Annotated in this window: 17 protein-coding genes; 9 read left to right on the top strand and 8 right to left on the bottom strand. The window is 38.6% G+C overall.

What is annotated here, in order from left to right; translation table 11 throughout:
• Window positions 1-24: 24 nt before the first annotated feature.
• From ACXAG7_RS03590 to ACXAG7_RS03600, 3 genes are all read right to left on the bottom strand, one after another.
• Window positions 25-402: a PH domain-containing protein gene (locus ACXAG7_RS03590; protein WP_408041812.1), complete on the bottom strand. Its 378-nt coding sequence runs from the start codon at window positions 400-402 to the stop codon at window positions 25-27.
• A gap of 10 nt (window positions 403-412) precedes the next feature.
• Window positions 413-937, bottom strand: a complete 525-nt coding sequence (locus ACXAG7_RS03595; protein ID WP_476665997.1) for a hypothetical protein — start codon at window positions 935-937, stop codon at window positions 413-415.
• A gap of 76 nt (window positions 938-1,013) precedes the next feature.
• On the bottom strand, window positions 1,014-2,345 hold the full coding sequence (locus ACXAG7_RS03600) for a serine hydrolase domain-containing protein (protein WP_476665998.1): 1,332 nt from the start codon (window positions 2,343-2,345) through the stop codon (window positions 1,014-1,016).
• Between the two features lie 271 nt (window positions 2,346-2,616).
• On the opposite strand from ACXAG7_RS03600, the gene trxA reads away from it, so the two are divergent.
• The 3 genes from trxA (at window position 2,617) to ACXAG7_RS03615 (ending at window position 6,795) form a co-directional block, all read left to right on the top strand.
• Complete coding sequence (trxA, locus tag ACXAG7_RS03605) at window positions 2,617-2,976, top strand: thioredoxin (protein ID WP_408041815.1); 360 nt, start codon at window positions 2,617-2,619, stop codon at window positions 2,974-2,976.
• Between the two features lie 282 nt (window positions 2,977-3,258).
• Window positions 3,259-4,230, top strand: a complete 972-nt coding sequence (locus tag ACXAG7_RS03610; RefSeq protein ID WP_408041816.1) for a ribonucleotide-diphosphate reductase subunit beta — start codon at window positions 3,259-3,261, stop codon at window positions 4,228-4,230.
• 180 nt (window positions 4,231-4,410) lie between these two features.
• On the top strand, window positions 4,411-6,795 hold the full coding sequence (locus ACXAG7_RS03615; RefSeq protein ID WP_408041817.1) for a ribonucleoside-diphosphate reductase subunit alpha: 2,385 nt from the start codon (window positions 4,411-4,413) through the stop codon (window positions 6,793-6,795).
• Between the two features lie 189 nt (window positions 6,796-6,984).
• On the opposite strand, the gene ACXAG7_RS03620 is transcribed toward ACXAG7_RS03615, so the two are convergent.
• Both ACXAG7_RS03620 and ACXAG7_RS03625 read right to left on the bottom strand, forming a co-directional pair.
• On the bottom strand, window positions 6,985-7,311 hold the full coding sequence (locus tag ACXAG7_RS03620; RefSeq protein WP_408041818.1) for a hypothetical protein: 327 nt from the start codon (window positions 7,309-7,311) through the stop codon (window positions 6,985-6,987).
• Window positions 7,304-7,801 carry a Panacea domain-containing protein gene (locus ACXAG7_RS03625; RefSeq protein WP_408041819.1) on the bottom strand — a complete coding sequence of 166 codons (498 nt, stop codon included), beginning with the start codon at window positions 7,799-7,801 and terminating at the stop codon, window positions 7,304-7,306. The genes ACXAG7_RS03620 and ACXAG7_RS03625 overlap by 8 nt, the downstream gene beginning before the upstream one ends.
• Window positions 7,802-8,016: 215 nt before the next feature.
• On the opposite strand from ACXAG7_RS03625, the gene ACXAG7_RS03630 reads away from it, so the two are divergent.
• From ACXAG7_RS03630 to ACXAG7_RS03645, 4 genes are all read left to right on the top strand, one after another.
• Complete coding sequence (locus ACXAG7_RS03630; RefSeq protein ID WP_476665999.1) at window positions 8,017-9,354, top strand: deoxyguanosinetriphosphate triphosphohydrolase; 1,338 nt, start codon at window positions 8,017-8,019, stop codon at window positions 9,352-9,354.
• A 124-nt stretch (window positions 9,355-9,478) separates the two neighbouring features.
• Window positions 9,479-9,988 carry a hypothetical protein gene (locus ACXAG7_RS03635; RefSeq protein WP_476666000.1) on the top strand — a complete coding sequence of 170 codons (510 nt, stop codon included), beginning with the start codon at window positions 9,479-9,481 and terminating at the stop codon, window positions 9,986-9,988.
• 326 nt (window positions 9,989-10,314) lie between these two features.
• On the top strand, window positions 10,315-11,742 hold the full coding sequence (locus ACXAG7_RS03640; RefSeq protein WP_476666001.1) for an endonuclease/exonuclease/phosphatase family protein: 1,428 nt from the start codon (window positions 10,315-10,317) through the stop codon (window positions 11,740-11,742).
• Window positions 11,743-12,105: 363 nt separating this feature from the next.
• Complete coding sequence (locus tag ACXAG7_RS03645; protein ID WP_476666002.1) at window positions 12,106-15,279, top strand: PA domain-containing protein; 3,174 nt, start codon at window positions 12,106-12,108, stop codon at window positions 15,277-15,279.
• A 62-nt stretch (window positions 15,280-15,341) separates the two neighbouring features.
• On the opposite strand, the gene ACXAG7_RS03650 is transcribed toward ACXAG7_RS03645, so the two are convergent.
• Window positions 15,342-15,923 carry a DUF3109 family protein gene (locus ACXAG7_RS03650; RefSeq protein WP_476666003.1) on the bottom strand — a complete coding sequence of 194 codons (582 nt, stop codon included), beginning with the start codon at window positions 15,921-15,923 and terminating at the stop codon, window positions 15,342-15,344.
• A gap of 160 nt (window positions 15,924-16,083) precedes the next feature.
• On the opposite strand from ACXAG7_RS03650, the gene ACXAG7_RS03655 reads away from it, so the two are divergent.
• The gene (locus ACXAG7_RS03655; RefSeq protein ID WP_408041825.1) at window positions 16,084-16,665 is read left to right on the top strand and encodes a MarC family protein; all 582 of its coding nucleotides are present in this window, start codon (window positions 16,084-16,086) and stop codon (window positions 16,663-16,665) included.
• Between the two features lie 29 nt (window positions 16,666-16,694).
• On the top strand, window positions 16,695-17,297 hold the full coding sequence (locus ACXAG7_RS03660) for an FAD-dependent oxidoreductase (RefSeq protein WP_408041826.1): 603 nt from the start codon (window positions 16,695-16,697) through the stop codon (window positions 17,295-17,297).
• A gap of 3 nt (window positions 17,298-17,300) precedes the next feature.
• Here ACXAG7_RS03660 and ACXAG7_RS03665 read toward each other — a convergent pair whose 3' ends face one another.
• Window positions 17,301-17,981: a LytR/AlgR family response regulator transcription factor gene (locus tag ACXAG7_RS03665; protein ID WP_408041827.1), complete on the bottom strand. Its 681-nt coding sequence runs from the start codon at window positions 17,979-17,981 to the stop codon at window positions 17,301-17,303.
• On the bottom strand, window positions 17,978-19,045 hold the full coding sequence (locus ACXAG7_RS03670) for a sensor histidine kinase (protein ID WP_476666004.1): 1,068 nt from the start codon (window positions 19,043-19,045) through the stop codon (window positions 17,978-17,980). The genes ACXAG7_RS03665 and ACXAG7_RS03670 overlap by 4 nt, the downstream gene beginning before the upstream one ends.
• Between the last annotated feature and the right edge of the window lie 37 nt (window positions 19,046-19,082).

A 19,082-nucleotide genomic window follows, 5' to 3' on the forward strand; every position in this document is an offset into this window, starting at 1 on the left:
AAGTGGCGCTAATATTTTGGATGCTTACATCACTTTTGATGCCAAGTATTTTTGTACTTCGTAGATATCGATGCTCTTATTAAATTTTTTACTAACCGTTGGAGTGTCGGCGCTTGACATAAAAATCTTTAATTCTGCATCGAGGTCAAAGGTACCCGCTGTTTCCAATGAAAAACGTGAGATACTCTTGTAAGGAAGTGATAAGTACTCAACTTTACTTCCCGAAAGTCCTTGAACATCTACTAAAATTAAGCGCTTATTGGTAAACATAAAGGTATCTCTTACCAATTTGAATCCCAATTCAATTTCCTCGTTGGCCAATAGCAATCGCGCGTATTTTTCGTTGAGTTTTTCTGAATTTACTTCGCTGGCGTTGCCTAGCAATTTGTTAAATAATCCCATGAGTTTAGAGTTATATAATTAATGTTGATTTGTCATTATTATAAGTAGCTGTAAAGCTTGATTTTTCGAGCTTTTTTAGGAGTAGCTCTAACTCATTAAGAGGAATTTGTACTGTACATTGAATTGACTGCTCTGCTGTTGAAATGCATAAACTGCCTGTAGTATTATCTTTTGAACGTGATGTGTCGAAAGTAAAGAACACAGCGCCCTTAACGGGTAAAGTATCCATTTCTTCTGAAAACCATCCGTAGTGAGTCTTGTATGTGATGCGATCGCCGTGAAAATCAATGAGGTCTACTCCATAGGTATTCCACAGAGAAATACGAAACATATAGTAGCCCATTAAAGCTAACACCATGACAAAGGCAAACAAATAAAAAGTGGGAGCTTGCTGTTCCATAAAAGCCTTCACCAAAGCCGCTATCGGCATAAGAAAAAAGAGCAGCGCTAAAGTAAAAGTAATAACTCTGACAACAACAGGTGTTTTACCATTTTTCATGGTCAGGAGGTTTCCTTTTATTTCAAATGAATTCATAGCTCAGTTAGTCAATTTTGGGATTAAAGATACGAGATTTTTTGAAAGATGAAAAAGAAAAAGCTAGGTCTTCAACCTAGCCTTGTTCTTGTTTTTTCATCGTACACTGAAAGGTACCCTGCTTAAAAGTGAGCTGATTGTTTTTTGTGTCAAATACGAAATGGATGGGATTTGCATGGATTTGATCCAATACAAACTCGTGAGCTCCTTTATAACGCAACGGATCTTTAAAGTCACTGAGATGAAGGTATAGGATTCCGTTTTTTGCAGAGAATTCCGGTTGGTGTTTAGGGTCTGTAGGGTCTTGATAACGGCCGGTATACTGCAAGAGTTGTTGCTGAGAAATTTGTAATTGGGGTCGATTAAAAAATTCGCTAGTGAGTTCTTGAAGGAACTGATCGAAATTATTAGCAGTACCGTTTGAGCAAACACTCAGGGCTATCTTTTGCTTTGGAAAATAGAGAGCCGCAGTTTTAAACCCGTCAATACTTCCCATATGTCCCCAAGCCTTCTGATCGTTAAAAACGTATTCTTTTATTCCTAGTCCAAATTGTTGCTTAGTAGAAAGCATGAGTGCTAGAGTGTTTTGCTGGAGGAGTTCTCCCTCAAAAAGAGCTGATAAAAACCGATTGAGATCGCTCGGGTTGGAACACAGTGAGCCGCTACCCAAAGGAATAGACAGATGGGTAGGTGGAAATAGAGTCCAATGGCTAGTATAGGTATACGAGTTAGGTTGAGCAGCGGCTGTTATGGTTGTACCTTCATAGGTGTGCCTGAGTTTTAAGGGAGTAATAATTTCAGATTTGATGAGTGCTGCGTAGGGCTGCTGATACAGTTTTTCTAAAATGAGTGCTAACAAAAAATAGTTAGAATTACTGTACTCAGTGCTGTGCCCTGGTGTGAAATCTAAGGGGAAATTGCTGATTTTTCCCAACAGCATTTGCTGGGTTTGTGCAGTTTCTCGGTAGGAAAAGAAGGATGAATCTGCTGTGAAATTGTGAATTCCACTTTGGTGTTGTAATAACATTTTCACCTGGATGTCTTTCCAATGCCTGTTTTCTGGGAAGAACGCTGTTAGAGGAGTTTCCAAAGTGAGCATTTTTTTCTCATAGGCTTTCAATAAGAGCACCGCGGTAAACATTTTTGAAACGGAGCCGATTTTAAAGGTGGAGGAATTGCCTATCGGGACCCCTCGGGTCAGCTGCTCAAAACCTTGGTGTTTTGTGAAGCGAACTCGGGTTTGATCCGCAATTTCAACAGATCCCATAAAATGAGTTTCTGGAGGGTACTTCTTAAAAGTACGAGCGAACGATTGAACTTCAGTTGGTTTGGTTTTATTAGTATGTTTCGGTTGGCAAGCCACTGCAAAGAGCAGTAGGCATACCGTGTAAACAGTGTACCTTTTCATACTGATAAATTAATGTATTAGTTCGGCTAAGTTAAAAATATATACCTTGTTATGCAAGGTACTATATGTTTTTTATGTCAATATTTCAGTTTAAGGGAGCGGTATGGTTCTTGAAGGACAACAATATATAGGAGCATTAGGAGTTTTAGTTAGTAGCTTTTGCTATACAAAGGTTAATAAAGTTCCAGGGCTGTAATGATTGGGTTATACTACGACTAATCAAGCCCAAATGTAGTGTAATTAAGAAATTCAGGATAATACGAATAAAGAAATGACAGAAAATTTAACCAAAGCAACTTTTTTAGAAAAGGTGTTTAATTATGAAAAGAATAAGGAATGGACTTTTGAGGGGTCGGTTCCTGCCATTATTGATTTTTACGCAGATTGGTGTGGTCCATGTAAGATGATTGCTCCTGTATTGGAGGAATTGAGCGAAGAGTACGGTGATAAGCTAAAAATTTATAAAGTAGATACGGAAGCAGAACAGGAATTATCGGCTGCTTTTGGAATTCGAAGCATTCCATCCATGTTGTTTTGTCCTATGGGCGAGGAACCGCAAATGGCACACGGAGCACTGCCGAAAAAGCAGCTAGAGCAAATTATAAAAGACGTGCTCAAAACAGAAAAATAAACGGATAAAAGTGAGGTAATTTTACCTCACTTTTTTTTTAAAATGCCGTTCAATACAAACTCAGTGATTATCACTGCGGAGCGAAAAAAAGTAATTTTAAACGGTTGTTTTTTAGTTGTTTAGGTAAATCTTTTTTTTAGTAAAAAATTGCTTAAAAAGCTCATTTGTTAAAAACTTCAAGGGATTTGTGAATAAGTATAACTTTCAATTTGAATCAAAAATTCCAATCTTTGTTTATCCCTTAACAACTCGAAAAAATAACAGAAAATATTAGTTTAAAAAATGGCTGGCATCGAACCAATTTTACAAGAAAACAAAGACAGATTTGTAATTTTTCCAATCCAACACAACGATTTGTGGGAATGGTATAAAAAGCAACAGGCTTGTTTTTGGACTGCGGAAGAAATTGACTTACATTCTGATCTCAATGATTGGAATCACAAGTTATCTGACGACGAGCGCTATTTTATTAAACACGTATTGGCTTTTTTCGCTGCATCGGATGGTATCGTAAATGAAAATTTAGCGGAGAACTTCGTAAATGAGGTTCAGTATTCTGAAGCAAAGTTCTTTTATGGGTTTCAAATCATGATGGAGAATATTCATTCTGAAACGTATTCATTATTGATCGATACTTATATTAAGGACGAAGAAGAAAAGAACAGGTTATTTAAAGCGATAGAGGTATTCCCAGCAATTAAGAAAAAGGCTGATTGGGCACTCAAGTGGATTGATTCTGATTCATTTGCTGAGCGTTTAATCGCTTTTGCTGCGGTTGAAGGAATATTCTTCTCTGGTTCTTTCTGTTCAATTTTCTGGCTAAAGAAAAGAGGTTTATTACCGGGGCTAACCTTCTCAAATGAGTTGATTTCAAGAGATGAAGGTATGCACTGTGACTTCGCTGTTCACTTACACAACAACCACCTAGTCAACAAAGTTCCTAAAGAACGAATTAAAGAAATTATCGTGTCAGCTCTTGATATAGAACGCGAATTTATTACGGAGTCATTGCCTGTAAGCTTGATAGGAATGAATGCCAAATTAATGACGCAGTACCTAGAGTATGTGACCGATAGACTACTACTCGAATTCGGATGCGAAAAAGTCTACGAGTCTTCCAATCCGTTTGACTTTATGGAGATGATCTCTCTAGAAGGAAAAACTAATTTCTTCGAAAAGAGAGTCTCTGAGTACCAAAAAGCTGGTGTAAAATCAGGAGGTACTGGAAGTATCAGTTTTGATGCTGACTTCTAAAAAAGGAATTGAATACTGCTATCCCCTACATGCGGTAATGTAAGTATAAAAGCTTTGAGCTTTTCATACGTTATCTAGTTTTCATTGTGGAAACCATTTTTAATCATTTAAAAAAGGTTGCTGAAGTTCTTGTGGACTCTTGGCAACAGCTAAATTAACCTAAAACGACCTATTAAGAGTATGTATGTAGTAAAAAGAGACGGTAGAAAAGAGCCTGTAATGTTCGATAAAATCACTGAGCGCGTGCGCAAAATGTGTTATGGTTTGAATAAGATTGTTGATCCTGTTAAAGTAGCCATGCGTGTTATTGAAGGATTGTATGATGGAGTTACTACTTCTGAATTGGATAACTTAGCCGCAGAAATTGCTGCAACCATGACCACTGCACATCCAGATTATGCGAAATTAGCAGCTCGAATCGCAGTGTCTAACTTACATAAAAACACTAAAAAATCATTCTCAGAGACCATGAAGGACCTCTACGTGTACGTAAACCCTCGTACTGGTAATAAGGCACCTCTTTTGGCCGATGATGTCTATGAAATCATTGAGAAAAATGCGGATAAATTAGATTCTACCATCATCTACAGCCGCGATTTTAACTATGATTATTTTGGTTTTAAAACTTTAGAAAGATCGTACTTACTCAAGTTAAATGGACTTATAGCGGAACGTCCACAGCATATGTTAATGCGTGTGTCTATCGGTATTCACAAAAATGATATCGATGAGGCTATCGCAACTTATGAATTGATGAGTAAAAAGTACTTTACCCACGCAACTCCTACCCTGTTTAATTCAGGAACACCTAAACCACAAATGTCTTCTTGTTTCTTATTACAAATGCAAGATGACAGTATTGATGGAATTTACGATACTCTAAAACAAACGGCTAAAATTTCTCAGTCGGCCGGAGGTATTGGGTTGTCTATTCACAATATCCGTGCTACAGGTTCTTATATCAGTGGAACCAACGGTACTTCAAACGGAATTGTACCTATGTTACGTGTATTTAACGATACCGCGCGTTACGTGGATCAAGGAGGAGGAAAACGCAAAGGATCTTTTGCCATGTATTTAGAGCCTTGGCATGCCGATATCTTTGATTTCCTAGATCTTAAAAAGAACCACGGTAAAGAAGAAATGCGTGCCCGTGACTTGTTTTACGCAATGTGGATTTCTGATTTATTTATGAAGCGCGTACAAGAAGATGCGGATTGGACGTTGATGTGTCCGCACGAGTGCCCGCATTTATACGATACGTATGGTGAGGAATTTGAGCGTTTGTATACGAGCTATGAGGCAGCAGGAAAAGGTAGAAAAACCATCAAAGCACGAGAGCTTTGGGAGAAAATATTAGAGTCTCAAATTGAAACGGGAACGCCTTATATGTTGTATAAGGATGCGGCAAATCGTAAGTCGAATCAAAAGAACTTAGGAACTATTCGTTCGTCGAATTTGTGTACCGAGATTATGGAGTATACTGCTGAAGATGAGGTAGCAGTATGTAACTTAGCGTCTATTGCCATTCCGATGTTTATCGCACAAGATGAAAACGGAAATAAGTTTTTTGATCACCAGCAATTATTTGAGGTGACGAAAAAAGTTATCCGTAACTTAGATACGGTAATTGATCGTAACTACTACCCTGTTAAAGAAGCTGAAAACTCAAACTTCCGTCACCGCCCAGTAGGATTGGGAATTCAAGGATTGGCCGATGCTTTTATTACGCTGCGCATGCCGTTCACAAGTGACGAAGCTAAAAAGTTGAATCAGGAAATTTTTGAAACCTTGTATTTCGCTGCAGTAACTTCATCAATGGAGGTAGCAAAAGCAAAAGGACCGTATTCTACTTTTAAAGGATCACCGATGTCTGAAGGAGAATTCCAATACAATATGTGGGGAGTTCAAGATGACGAGTTAAGTGGTCGTTGGGATTGGAAATCACTGCGTAAAGAAGTGATGGAGCACGGGGTGAGAAACTCGTTGTTATTAGCACCTATGCCAACAGCATCTACATCGCAAATTTTAGGAAATAATGAAGCTTTTGAGCCTTATACTTCTAATATTTATACGCGTCGTGTACTTTCTGGAGAGTTTATTGTCGTAAATAAACACTTGTTGGAAGACTTGGTAGAGTTGGATTTATGGGACAACAATATGAAGGAGAGTATTATGCGTGCAAACGGTTCGATTCAGCATATCGATGCGATTCCTCAAGAACTCAAAGAGCTGTATAAAACTGTATGGGAGATGAGTATGAAAGATATTATCGATATGGCACGACATAGAGGTTACTTTATCGACCAGTCGCAATCGTTAAATTTATTTATGAATGACCCTGATTACGGTAAATTGACATCGATGCACTTCTACGCTTGGAAATCTGGTTTGAAGACAGGTATGTATTACCTACGTACCAAATCGGCTGTAAATGCTAAACAATTTACACTAGATGTTGAAAAGAAAGAAGAAGAGCCAGCAATGAGCCCAGAAGAATTTAAAGCCATGGTTGAACAATCAAAGAACGCAGGTCCTGATGATTGTTTAATGTGTGGATCATAAGCTTGATTCCCTAAGAATCGACACGAAGGAGTCTTTGCCCGGATTGGGTAAAGGCTCTTTTTTTTGGTGTTAATGGGGTTTTATAAAACGTTTCTGTTGGAATAAGGGGTTTCCTTAGAAACTGATAAAACAGGTCTTAAAATGGAGGTTTACTGGTTTGTGGCGCGAGTAGCTTATAGACTGGGGTATTTATTTAAACAAATAACGCATGACCAATATAAAAATCCCTACGACGGTAGCTAGTGAGGAGGTGATGAGGGCAATAAGTACGGCCTCGCTCAACTCAAAATGACTCAATTTCGAAAAACCAGCGGCAATGATAATCAGCAGGACCAAACTAGTAAACGCACAGAGAAATATAAAAGTCCGAAAAGCGTACTTTTTACGCTCGTATCGGTCTTGTACGCGGTCGTATACCTCTTGTTGGGTAAGCGCGGTGTCTTTGTCTATTTTTGTGGTATCTACTGCAACTTTTTTGGAACCTTCTAGTAGTTTGTCTAGCTTGGAATTATGCACTCTCTAATTGTTTATCCAGGTTGATAATAAACTTATCGTAATACCTTTTGATAAGGTCGTTACTGATAACTCTGTTTTGATCTGGACTGTAGGTTAAACTCCAAGGAGTTCCAGGCATGTGGGTGAGATTTACCAAATCTTTGGCAGAAATATCTCTGTAGAGCTGCCAAGTGAGCAACACTATTTTTCGATCCTCTTCATTGCTTAAAGTCGGTTCTGATGAATGACTCCAGTCACTGTCAAGGATAACTGATTTACTGGTGATAGGATCAGATTTGAAATGCTTAAACTCGTGGTATACACTAGGGATAACCGGACCAAATTTCCAAGCCTCAATGGCGTCATTTCTAAAGATTGGACGTTCCAATAAAGACAGAGATAGCCCCTGCGCTATGTACATCAATTTAATGAGTTTCATATTAGTAAGCGCAACATCACTCTCCTTAGAAAGTTTTATAAATTCATTAGCTACAGAGCTAGTACTCCCCATGTGTTTTATATTTTCGGTAATAAAGTTAAGCACAATTTTTTGGTTAGTCAAGTTAATTAATACAAAGGTACGGATTTACTTTTTGTTTTAACTCTTTCGTTTACAATTTTTTATCAGAGCATCTGGGTTTCAGTAAAAACCTATTCGAAGCAAGTTAAAAAAAGCTTACCGAAAGATAAAAACTTTAAATAACTTTGTTTACTTAAACTACCGATATGAACTGGGAACAATTACTTTCGTTAAAGAGATTTGGAGATACCAAAAAGCGCTTAAGAGCCGAACAAGATGAAACGCGTTTGGGGTTTGAAGTCGATTTTGATCGCATTATATTTTCATCTGCCTTTAGGAGTTTGCAAGACAAAACTCAAGTGATTCCCCTATCGAAAACTGATTTTGTTCACACCCGTTTGACCCACAGTTTGGAAGTATCAGTAGTTGGAAGAACCTTAGGACGTCGCGTTGGGAAAGTCTTACTAGAAAGACATCCACAATTGGCAGAATTAGGTTATACCTTCAATGATTTTGGAGCCATAGTTGCGGCTGCATCCGTCATGCATGATATTGGAAACCCTCCCTTTGGTCACTCTGGTGAAAAAGCTATTGGAGAGTATTTTAAAACGGGTAATGGATTGCAGTACAAGGACGAACTGACAGCCCTGGAATACCAAGACCTCATCGATTTTGAAGGGAATGCCAATGGATTAAAACTACTCACAGAATCTAAGGCGGGAGTAACTGGAGGATTGCGTTTGTCTTATGCGACTTTAGGAGCTTTTATCAAGTATCCTAAAGAGAGTTTACCTAAAAAACCAAGCAAGCATATCGTCGATAAAAAATACGGTTTTTTTCAGTCAGAAAAAGAGGCATTCAATGATTTAGCGCAGGATCTCGGTTTACTAAAAAAGGAAAGTACAGGCGTGTCGTACTACCGTCACCCTTTGGCGTATTTAGTGGAAGCAGCAGATGATATTTGCTATACGATTATCGATTTTGAAGATGGAATTAACCTCGGATTAATCGATGAAGAATACGCATTGGAGTACTTGATTAAACTGGTGAAGGGAACAATTGATAGCGCTAAATATCACTCGCTTGTTCATAAAAAGGATCGTGTTTCCTACTTGAGAGCCCTCGCTATTGGGGTCCTAATTAACGAGGCTGTCACCATCTTTTTAGATAATGAAGCAGCCATTATGCAAGGAACTTTTGACAAAGGCCTGCTCGATAAATGCCAATACGAGGCGCAAATCAATGATATCATAAAGATCAGTGTAGAAAAAATTTATCGCAGTAAAGACGTCATTGAAAAGGAAGTTGCTGGCTATCGAATTATTGCAGATTTATTGGATGTGTTCGTAACCGCATTGAACAATACCCACTTAAATAAGGCATCTAATTACGATAAGCTCGTGCTTAATGTGCTCCCTCAAGAGTACCAGCAAGGAAAGGAACGCTTGTACGATCGTATTATGCAAGTTTGTAGTTATGTAGCAGGATTGTCTGACGGATATGCCATCCGTTTGCATAAAAAACTCAAGGGAGATATATTTTAAATAGTTGTTCTTAATGGAGTGCTTTACTCTTTAATGACCATGGAAATACTCTTTTACAGAAGCTAATTTTGTGGGGTAGTTTTAAACAGCTATCTTGTCAAAGCATGAAAAAGTAGCTTGTTAAATGAAAGAAGTATTAGAAAAAATTGCCAAGAAGGCGGGAGCATCCTTGTATTTTAATGAAGCCTTGGTTTACAAAGGGTTTGGAGTTCGCGATACTGCGACTAATGTTAAAATAGTTTTAGAATATCGCAATAAAACGGTTGTACTAACAAATTTTTTAGGAGTTGGTGCTACGGGTTTGGTGTACTGTAGAGATTTGTCTTACAATGCCTCTGGTGAATTTGAATTAGTAACGAGAAGTCACTGGGAAACCTTGTTTTTTAGAAATAGAAACCGCTTTAAACTAAATTGTGATCACTCAGGAATTCGTAATTTTATACGTACCAATAGTGCGGTAAAGACTCTTAAAAACCTTGCTAATGTGCAGGCTTTTGAGCCCCGTATCACGGGGAAAAATGTAGCCGAGAATTTTCATCTAGAAATGGAATACCACCTCGCTTTTGAAAACTGGTGGGAAGCGATACTACCAATTTTGAAATTTTACAAAGATTTTATCGATAGACATAATTAAAACCAATCATTGTTTTGGTCGCTTACCGTTGGTACCTTTCAGCAATAGCTTTTCAGAATAGGTTTTATTTAAAATGATCAATACCAGTAGCATAGCGAATTATAGGGGAGGCTTTCGTGATGGTAAGGAGTCCTATATGCTGATTTAGGACTTCTAAAACTTGATAGTGAGGGGTTTGTGGAACACCTTTGTGTTTGTAATCATGATCCTTGAATTGGGCTACTTCAACTCCAAATGAATAAACTACACACTGCTAATTAGTAACACAGCGGTAAAATGGTTGAGTTAGGTCGTCACTATCTTCAGGGGACACTAAACCCTTTATTATGAAGAAAATTTTTGTAGCACTTCTCGGAGTGCTGGTATTCTTTATCAGCGTGCGTTGCCAGCACAATGATGAACTTTTAGAAATGGCTATCCCGCAGGATAGAGCTAAGCAAAACCAATTTATGGAACGCAGTATCACGGAGCAAATTAAATTGGTGACCTACAATACACATCTGTTTTTGATTACTCGTTACGAAGACGCTTTACGTCAAAAGGCGGTGATCGCTTTTCTCAAGGAACAAGCAGATGCAGATGTATTTGTATTGACTGAAGTTTGGACAGATGCGTCGAAACGAGCAATTGCACAAAGTTTAAGTGCTACCCACCCCTATGCCATCCATACAGAAGCCAATGGAATTGTTGGGGATGGTTTATTAATTCTATCGAAATTGGGGGTTCATAAAAAGCATTTTGAGCGCTTTAAAGATGCGGCCGGTTTTGATGCCTTGTCACAAAAAGGATTTTGGGAGCTGGAATTAGGTACTAAAAAAGGCGCTGGTGTGTATTTGTACGCGAGCCATTTGCAAGCAGACGATGATCAGTTCGAAGTTCGAAACAAGCAGTTTAGTCAAATGTTGCAACGAATGAATGCTAAAAAGGACTACCCTATCATCGTAGCTGGGGACCTCAACGTACCTGCGGAAAAAAGGGAATACGTAAATGTCGTGGAGCGACGATTGGGCTTTTTACAAGATCCAGCAAAGCATCCAACAAAAAAGAATTATACCTATGACGAAGTTCATAATGAACTGGCACAACACTTTGATACAAACAAAAAAGTGGTTGAGCAATCGCGATTAGATTACATACTCGTCGCTAAAGAAGCTCATGTAAACAAGGACTTAACAAAGGTGTTTACTCCGAAGTATACCTCTAAAAAGGCTGGGAAACTACTCGATGTATCCGATCATTATCCAATACAAACCGTCGTAAGCATAACGACTGATAAAACGTCGATACCTCCGCATCTTTACAATACCCGTTCAGAAGCAGCATCTGCGGTTAAAGCACTAAAGTCTGCTTATGGTAATGGCGTTTCAGGATTGACAATCATTGAAAACACCTCCAATCAGTACCTGCGCTTAAAAAAACGCATTGTTTTGGATGGCGGAGAATTTTTTAGCGAACCTCCTAGCGTGATTCCTCCAGGAAAGTTTGGTGTTTTTCTAGTGGTACATCCACCAGGAGAGGCTTTAGGGGTAGAAAGTTCATTGGAGTACCACATAGGAGCTTCCGGACATTATTTTTCTACCAAATCAATTATCCCTTGGGGTTGGGCGGCCAACGAAATCAACGGTAAGATTAACGCTGTGGTTTCTGACGGAAGCGGAAAACGCTTTACATCGACGGCGCAGGGTTTTCAATTACGAGGTGTCATGGGAGGAGGAACGAGCCCAACAGTCACGTTTACCTTTAGCAACCAGTAATCGAAGTAGTTTTCTGAGCTACTTGTTGTTATCCAGCTGTCTGTTTCGAGTTCGACGGCGTTAAGGGTTAAATTGAAGGGAATTAAAAGTGCGTATCAGTTCTTTTAGCGATGAGAAAATTTAAATTAGAAATAGTGTTTAGTTCGTTCTAAATACTATTTCTTTTTGTACTAAGAACTTTAGTATTAGATGGTTGTTAGTTTTTAGTAAAAAAAACGTCTATCCTATTACTATTGGTAAAATATTATTCTTTTTATGTTAAAAGATTTAATATTTTTTTAAAATAGTTGTTTTTTTGTTAAAAATAGTTAGGGTATTTATGATTTTAACTGTTATAAGAGGTACTAAACTAAACAAATAAGTATGAATAGAAGAATATTACTCTTTGTGTCTTGCACAGTAATATTGGCCGGAGGGGCAATCTTAAAAACAATGGAAGGTCGACCGTCTGAGGTCGAAAAACTCAGAGAAAAACACGCTGAGTTCTTAAAAAATCACCCATATCAAAAAGTTGGGGATTTGGACAAAGAGGAGCGAAAAGCTTTAGGCTTACCTCCTAACGCGTTTTACGAACAAAAGTACTTGTCGGAAATCAACCCTGCTACAGGAGAAATTCACAAGGAAAACATTTTTGAAGTTCAACGTGCACTAGCGGAATTACGTCGAGGAAGAAGAGTTCCTGGAGATGCTAAGAACGCTTGGATTGAGAGAGGACCAGATAACGTAGGTGGACGTACGAGAGCCGTGTTATTTGATCCTAATGACGCTACCAATGAAACTGTATTTGCCGGTGGAGTTAGTGGTGGTTTATGGAAAAATACCAAAATATCTGACGCAGCGCACAAATGGGAGCGTGTTGGAATTCCAGAAAACTTAGCCGTTTCGTGTATCGCTGCGGATCCAAACAACCCTAAAATTTTATACGTGGGTACTGGTGAGTCGTATACAGGAGATTCTAATGGTGACGGTGTATGGAAATCTGTCGATGGAGGAGTTTCTTGGAAAAGAGTATTCGGTGATGCATCGGGTGCCTCTTTCTTAGATTTTAACACCAAGATGGTCGTAAACAGCCCTGCTGGAATTGCTGGAGAGTACAGATTGGTAAAGTCTTCTCGTTTTGGAGGAGATATTACGGCGCCTATTACAGGGGATGTAGCCGTGGCAAATGACGGTACTGGAACGGTAGATGATATTTGTGAAGATATCACGAATGTCGCTGCTGTAAACGGTAAGATTGCCTTGATTAAAAGAGGTGGTTGTAATTTTGACGATAAAGTATTGCGCGCTCAAAAGGCAGGAGCTATTGCTGCTATCGTTATCAACAATACATCGGGTAATCCAATCGATATGTCAGGTGACGATGCTACTATTACCATTCCAGCTATGATGTTGTCACAAGCTGATGGTAATAAGTTGATAAATGCATTGGGTTCAGGTGCTGTTAATATTACATTAAGTGCTGTTTCTGGAGCAATTAATCAATTAATCGTTCCTGGAGTTAGAATGGTAAACGACATCGTTGTAAGAAACAACGGAGGAAACTCTGAAGTGTACGTTGCTGTTGCAGAAGGTCCTAATAAGAGTCCTGGTACTACTGCATTCATCGGTTTAAAAACCTATGGTTTATACCGCTCTACTGACGGTACTAACTTTGCGAAAGTCAATGTGCCAAAAACTACAGGGGGTAACGAGCACGAACCAAATAACGTTCGTATTGCAGCGGATAACGCAGTAATTATGAGTACGGCGCGTTCTTCATTCGGAAATGGTGGAGGAGAAATCTTCAGATCTACCGATGGGGTAACCTTTACTAAGGTACACACAGTGCCAAATGGAGCGAGAACTGAGATTGCACTTTCAAAGCAAGATGCAAAAGTTGCTTATATCCTAGCGCAAACAACAGACAGAAATAACCCTGTTAAGATGTATAAAACTGTTGACAGTTTTACTACAGTTACTGAAATGGCATTGCCAAATGACGCTGATACTGGTATCTCAGCTACTGATTTTACACGTGGACAGTCTTTTTACGATTTATTATTACGTGTAGATCCTAACAATGATAAAGTATTGTACGCCGGAGGTATTGACTTATTTAAGTCAACAGATGCAGGTACTTCATGGGGACAGTTATCACACTGGTACGGCGGATTCGGAATTGCAAATAACGTACATGCAGATCAGCACGGATTAGCGTTTGCATCTTCTTCGAAAATGGTATTTAGTAATGACGGAGGAGTTTACTTATCAACGAACTCAGGAACTACTATTTCAGCGAGAAATAAGAATTACAATACCTTGCAATTTTATACCGTTGGTGTTGCACCGACAACTGCTTTTGGTGGAGCTGAGTACTTCTTAGCTGGAGCTCAGGACAACGGTACTCAATTAGTGCAAAACGCTACAGCTGGAATCAATAGTTCACGTGATGTGTCTGGAGGTGACGGTGCTGCGAGTTTCTTCGATACCGATGGAACAGACAGGTATTTTGTTACAAACTACGTTTACAACCAGGCAATTGACTTAGTTGATGTGGCTACTGGTAGAAAGAGCATTAATAGTGAAAGAACTAGAAATGGAGACTTTATCAACCAAGAAGATTTGGATTCTAATTTAGATATCTTATACTCTAACTACAGTGTTACAAGTGCTTTAGACGGGTCAGTAACTCCAATTGTAATGCGTTATTCAGAAATCAAAACGGGTACTGTTGGGAAAACTCAAATGACATCTCCTATGATGAATTCTGAACCATCAACGTTAAAAGTTTCACCATATACAACAGCTTCAAGCAAATTATTTGTTGGATTGAAGAATGGAAAGTTATTAAAAGTAACCAATGCAAATACTGCAGCAGCTGTTTGGGCTGACATTACGGGAACAGACTTTTTAGGTTCAGTATCGGATGTTGAATTCGGTGAAAATGAGAACCAAATCTTCGTGACAATGCACAACTACGGTGTAAACAGCATTTGGTATTCTGCCGATGGAGGAACGAACTGGGTAAGCAAAGAAGGAGATTTACCAGACATTCCAGTAAAAACTATATTACAAAACCCATTGAACAGAAAAGAAGTAATTATCGGTACTGATTTAGGAGTATGGACAACTTCTGACATTACTGCTAGTAGCCCTAAATGGGTACAAGCGTATAACGGAATGAGTAATGTACCTGTATTAGATATGGATTTAAGAGATGATAATACTGTATTTGCCGCTACTTATGGTAGAGGAGTATTCTCAGGTAAATTCACTGCTGAGTCGGCGTCTGTAAAAGATGTGATTGCTGATGTAGATGTATTTACGGTATATCCGACCGTGTCTAACGGAAGTTTTACAGTTTTTGCAAAGGCTGATGCAGGAAAGTCTACGATAAAAATGTACAATGTAAAAGGTCAAGAAGTACACCGTCAAAATATCGATTTTAGCGTTGAAGAGCGCAATAAAGTTGAGGTGAACTTGAGTGCAGGAATTTACATTATGCAAATTTACGATGCTCAAAATAGAAAGAGCTCTAAAAAAGTTGTTATCGAATAATAGATAGTTAACAGTAAAAATTCTTTGTAAGAATGAAAAAGCCAGCAATTTGCTGGCTTTTTTTATGCTGGATTGTTGTCTTGTTTTTCTCTGGCAACTTTTTCAAGTTCACTGTACCAGTGTTCGCCGAACTTTCTTATCAAGCCGTCTTTTACAAATTTGTATACAGGAACTTGCAATTCTTTCCCCAAGCTACAAGCATCATCACAAATTTCCCATTGGTGGAAATTCACAGCAGAGAACTCGCTGTAATCGCGTACGCGAATGGGATACAAATGACATGAAACAGGTTTTTTCCAGTCGACAAGTCCTTGATTATAGGCTTCTTCAATGGCGCAAAGCGCCGTTCCCTTATCGTCGAAAATGACATAGGCACATTCTTCGTGATTTACTAAGGGGGTTTCTAGCTCGTCGAAATCACTGGTAATCCAGGTTCCCTGTGCTTCTATGGCATCGATTCCCTCTTGACGTAAAAACGGTTTTACTTGCGGGTATATGCGTTCTAAAATTTCGGTTTCTTCTTGACTTAAGGGTGCACCGGCATCTCCTTCAATACAACAAGCCCCTTTACAGGCAGACAAATTGCAAACAAACTCTTTCTCTAATAAATCTTCCGATACTATGGTCTTTCCTAATTGAAACATATCCTCCTTGATGTTATGGTGTTTTGCTAGTTAACTCAAATAAAATCAGAGTACTACGCGGTAAACTTAAAAATAGTATATTAGTTTTCTGTAAAACTTTTGCAAAAATAGCAGATTGTAAGTTTACTTATCTAATTTTGTCAACGAAAAACAACCTATTATGAATTTTGATTTAAAAGAAATTTTTACGGCATTTATGGTGTTATTTGCTGTAATTGATATCATTGGAAACATTCCAATTATCATCGATTTACGAAAAAAGGTAGGTCATATTCAATCCGAAAAGGCCGCAGTTATTGCAGGAGCCATTATGGTCGTCTTCTTGTTTGTAGGACAGCGATTGTTAGGGTTCATTGGAATTGATGTAAATTCATTTGCCGTGGCAGGTGCGTTTATCTTGTTTTTTATCGCCTTGGAGATGATTTTGGGAATCACCTTGTACAAAGAGGATGAAGATGAAGCTTTAAACGCTTCTGTTTTTCCTATTGCATTCCCACTGATTGCAGGTCCAGGTAGTTTGACTACGCTATTATCTTTGCGTGCAGAATATAACTGGGAGAATATCTTAGTCGCTATCTTTTTGAATGTATTGTTGATCTACGTGGTTTTAAAAACCTCTTCGAAAATTGAGCGATTTATTGGTCCGAACGGAATTAAAATCATCCGTAAAATATTTGGTGTGGTACTGTTGGCGATCGCAGTAAAGTTATTCGCAGCGAATATCAAAATGTTATTGGCCTAATTAAAAATTCGAATTAATTAACTAGAATTATGTTTGATGTACTCATCATAGGTGGTGGCGTGGCAGGAATGCAGTGTGCTCTGGTACTCGGTTCTGCCCTAGAAAAGCCATTCGCTCAAGGGAAAAAGGTTGGAATAATAATGCACCAACGTACTTCTCATTTACAAAATGCCTTGTTCAACAATGTGTTGGGGCTCAGTCCAGGAACCTTAGGAGAAGAGATATTGAGCTCAGGAAAAGAGCAACTAACAAGTCAGTATCCTGAAGTGATACAAATAGCGTCGGAAAAAGTGTTAGCGGTAATGGATTTGGACGGTAGTTATCGAGTGGTTACCAACAAAGCAGAATACACAACCGCCAATGTAGTCGTGGCGTTAAACTACTCGAAACCTTTTGAAATTGGTGGTTTGGAGCAATATGTAGAACGCCATTCAAGAGCTAATGCTATGAAAGACCGCATCCAGTTGCGCAATTTTAATCACCTCATCAAGGAGGGATTATACGTCTGCGGAACACTCGCGGGTTGGCGAAGTCAATTTGCCATTGCAGCCGGTAGTGGAGCTAGTGTCGCTACGGACATACTCACCGTTTGGAACGAACATATACCTACTAAGGTGCACGATAAAAAATAAGTCTTACGACTGTATAGCGTTTAAAAATGACTCCTTATAGGTTCTGCCTATAGGGAGTTTTTCTTTGGCAATCCACACAAAGCTCCCACTGTATTTTTGCAGGTGTTTTTTATTGATAAGATAGGATTTATGGACCTGGATAAATCCGTTGGATTGCAGCTGCTGCTTCCATTTTTTTAAAGAGTCTACGATACTCAACTTTTGCTGAGTGGTAACAAAAGTCAGATAATTCCTGTCAGAAACCAGGTATACCAAATCGTCTAAGGCTATTTTGTGTAAAAGTTTATCGACGTTTAAGTACAAGAATTCCTGTGAGGTACTTGCGTATCGATCAATTTGTTTGTTTGCTTTTTGGATGGCTTTTACAAAACGATCAAACGAAATGGGTTTGACTAGGTAATCAGTAATAGTTTCCAATTCAAAGCTCGATACAGCGTAATCAGGATAAGCAGTTGTGATGATGATTCGAGGTGGTGTCGGAATGGTCTTGATAAAATCGATGCCCTGTATGTCCGGTAAGTTGATGTCCAATAATACCAAATCAACCCGTGTTGATTTTAAAAAATCATGAGCTAGGAGAGCTGTTTGGAAACAGGCTAGGATTTCCAAATCTGGAATTTTATTGATATAATGCTTTAAAATGCGCTGTGCCGGCATTTCATCTTCAATTATAATACAGGTCATACTTCTGTGAGTTTGATGCTTAAATGGACTTTAAATAAGGTTTCTTGCCTAATTTCTAAGCGGTAGTGTTCCTTGTAGATGAGGTCTAAGCGTTTTCGTAAGTTTTTTAAGCCGATGGTACGCTCATTTTCTTCGTTTTTGGGACGATAGCTGTTTTCACAAAAAAAATCGAGTTGCTGCTCCTTTACTACCAAACGCAGACGAATGCTTCCATGTGGAATGCTGTGTTTAAAAGCGTTTTCAATAATGGTTATCAGGAGTAACGGTGCTATTTTAAGGCGATTCGGTACGATGTTTTTTTCATAGTGGATGGTCTGTAATCCTTCTGTTCGCAATTCTTGGAAAGCTAAATAATTGTCAATATAATCGATCTCCTTGCTCAAAGATACATAGCGTTCGTGACTTTCGTAAAGCACGTGCTGTAGGTTTTCGGAAAGTTTTAAAATAAGGTCTGGGGTTTCATCTGGCTTTTCGATAGCGTGAGCGTAAATGGTATTTAGGTTATTGAAAAGTACATGAGGGTTGATCTGATTTTTTAAAAATTGGAGTTCCATAGCGGTATGTGCCTTCTTTACTTCTTCGATTTCTTCGGTGTTTTCAATGAATCGGAACAATAACCACACAAAGGAAAAAAATAACAGAGGAACCAAGGTTTGCCATAAGTAATCGCTTAAACATTTGAGTACAGTACAACCGCAACGCGTGAATACGTTACAATAAAGCTGGGTTGCAAGGAAGGCAATTGCCGCAAAAAGGAGAAGGTATAAAAAGTACCACTTTCTTTTGACGAAGAATGGCAATAGGATAAAGTAATTGCTGTATACGATGCTCACCAAAATAAAAAAGTACTGTAAAAAGGGGTTTTCTGTCCAATAATACGGGGTAAAAACAAAGAGTGACACCGCTGTAAAGAACAGCCAAAAAAGGAGGTGGATAAGCAGCTGTGTGCCGTATTTTTTTATAAAAATCATAGGAAAACTAAAATACGTATTTTTTTGTGGTCCATAGCTAATGTCGAGTACCAATGACGGTCTTATGTGTATGAACAACACACTTTTTGTCATTGATACAGTTTTTGAGGTAGTAGGTATTGATTTTTTG

It is taken from the genome of Tenacibaculum sp. AWR4_210, assembly GCF_056160945.1.

Coding starts and splice junctions, on each gene's coding strand:
- ACXAG7_RS03650 (WP_476666003.1), bottom strand. CDS start 15,923: ATGTTTCAATTAGGAAAGACCATAGTATCGGAAGATTTATTAGAGAAA.
- ACXAG7_RS03600 (WP_476665998.1), bottom strand. CDS start 2,345: ATGAAAAGGTACACTGTTTACACGGTATGCCTACTGCTCTTTGCAGTG.
- ACXAG7_RS03615 (WP_408041817.1), top strand. CDS start 4,411: ATGTATGTAGTAAAAAGAGACGGTAGAAAAGAGCCTGTAATGTTCGAT.
- ACXAG7_RS03590 (WP_408041812.1), bottom strand. CDS start 402: ATGGGATTATTTAACAAATTGCTAGGCAACGCCAGCGAAGTAAATTCA.
- ACXAG7_RS03640 (WP_476666001.1), top strand. CDS start 10,315: ATGAAGAAAATTTTTGTAGCACTTCTCGGAGTGCTGGTATTCTTTATC.
- ACXAG7_RS03660 (WP_408041826.1), top strand. CDS start 16,695: ATGTTTGATGTACTCATCATAGGTGGTGGCGTGGCAGGAATGCAGTGT.
- ACXAG7_RS03635 (WP_476666000.1), top strand. CDS start 9,479: ATGAAAGAAGTATTAGAAAAAATTGCCAAGAAGGCGGGAGCATCCTTG.
- ACXAG7_RS03630 (WP_476665999.1), top strand. CDS start 8,017: ATGAACTGGGAACAATTACTTTCGTTAAAGAGATTTGGAGATACCAAA.
- ACXAG7_RS03625 (WP_408041819.1), bottom strand. CDS start 7,801: ATGGGGAGTACTAGCTCTGTAGCTAATGAATTTATAAAACTTTCTAAG.
- ACXAG7_RS03665 (WP_408041827.1), bottom strand. CDS start 17,981: ATGACCTGTATTATAATTGAAGATGAAATGCCGGCACAGCGCATTTTA.
- ACXAG7_RS03645 (WP_476666002.1), top strand. CDS start 12,106: ATGAATAGAAGAATATTACTCTTTGTGTCTTGCACAGTAATATTGGCC.
- ACXAG7_RS03610 (WP_408041816.1), top strand. CDS start 3,259: ATGGCTGGCATCGAACCAATTTTACAAGAAAACAAAGACAGATTTGTA.
- ACXAG7_RS03595 (WP_476665997.1), bottom strand. CDS start 937: ATGAATTCATTTGAAATAAAAGGAAACCTCCTGACCATGAAAAATGGT.
- ACXAG7_RS03670 (WP_476666004.1), bottom strand. CDS start 19,045: ATGACAAAAAGTGTGTTGTTCATACACATAAGACCGTCATTGGTACTC.
- ACXAG7_RS03655 (WP_408041825.1), top strand. CDS start 16,084: ATGAATTTTGATTTAAAAGAAATTTTTACGGCATTTATGGTGTTATTT.
- trxA (WP_408041815.1), top strand. CDS start 2,617: ATGACAGAAAATTTAACCAAAGCAACTTTTTTAGAAAAGGTGTTTAAT.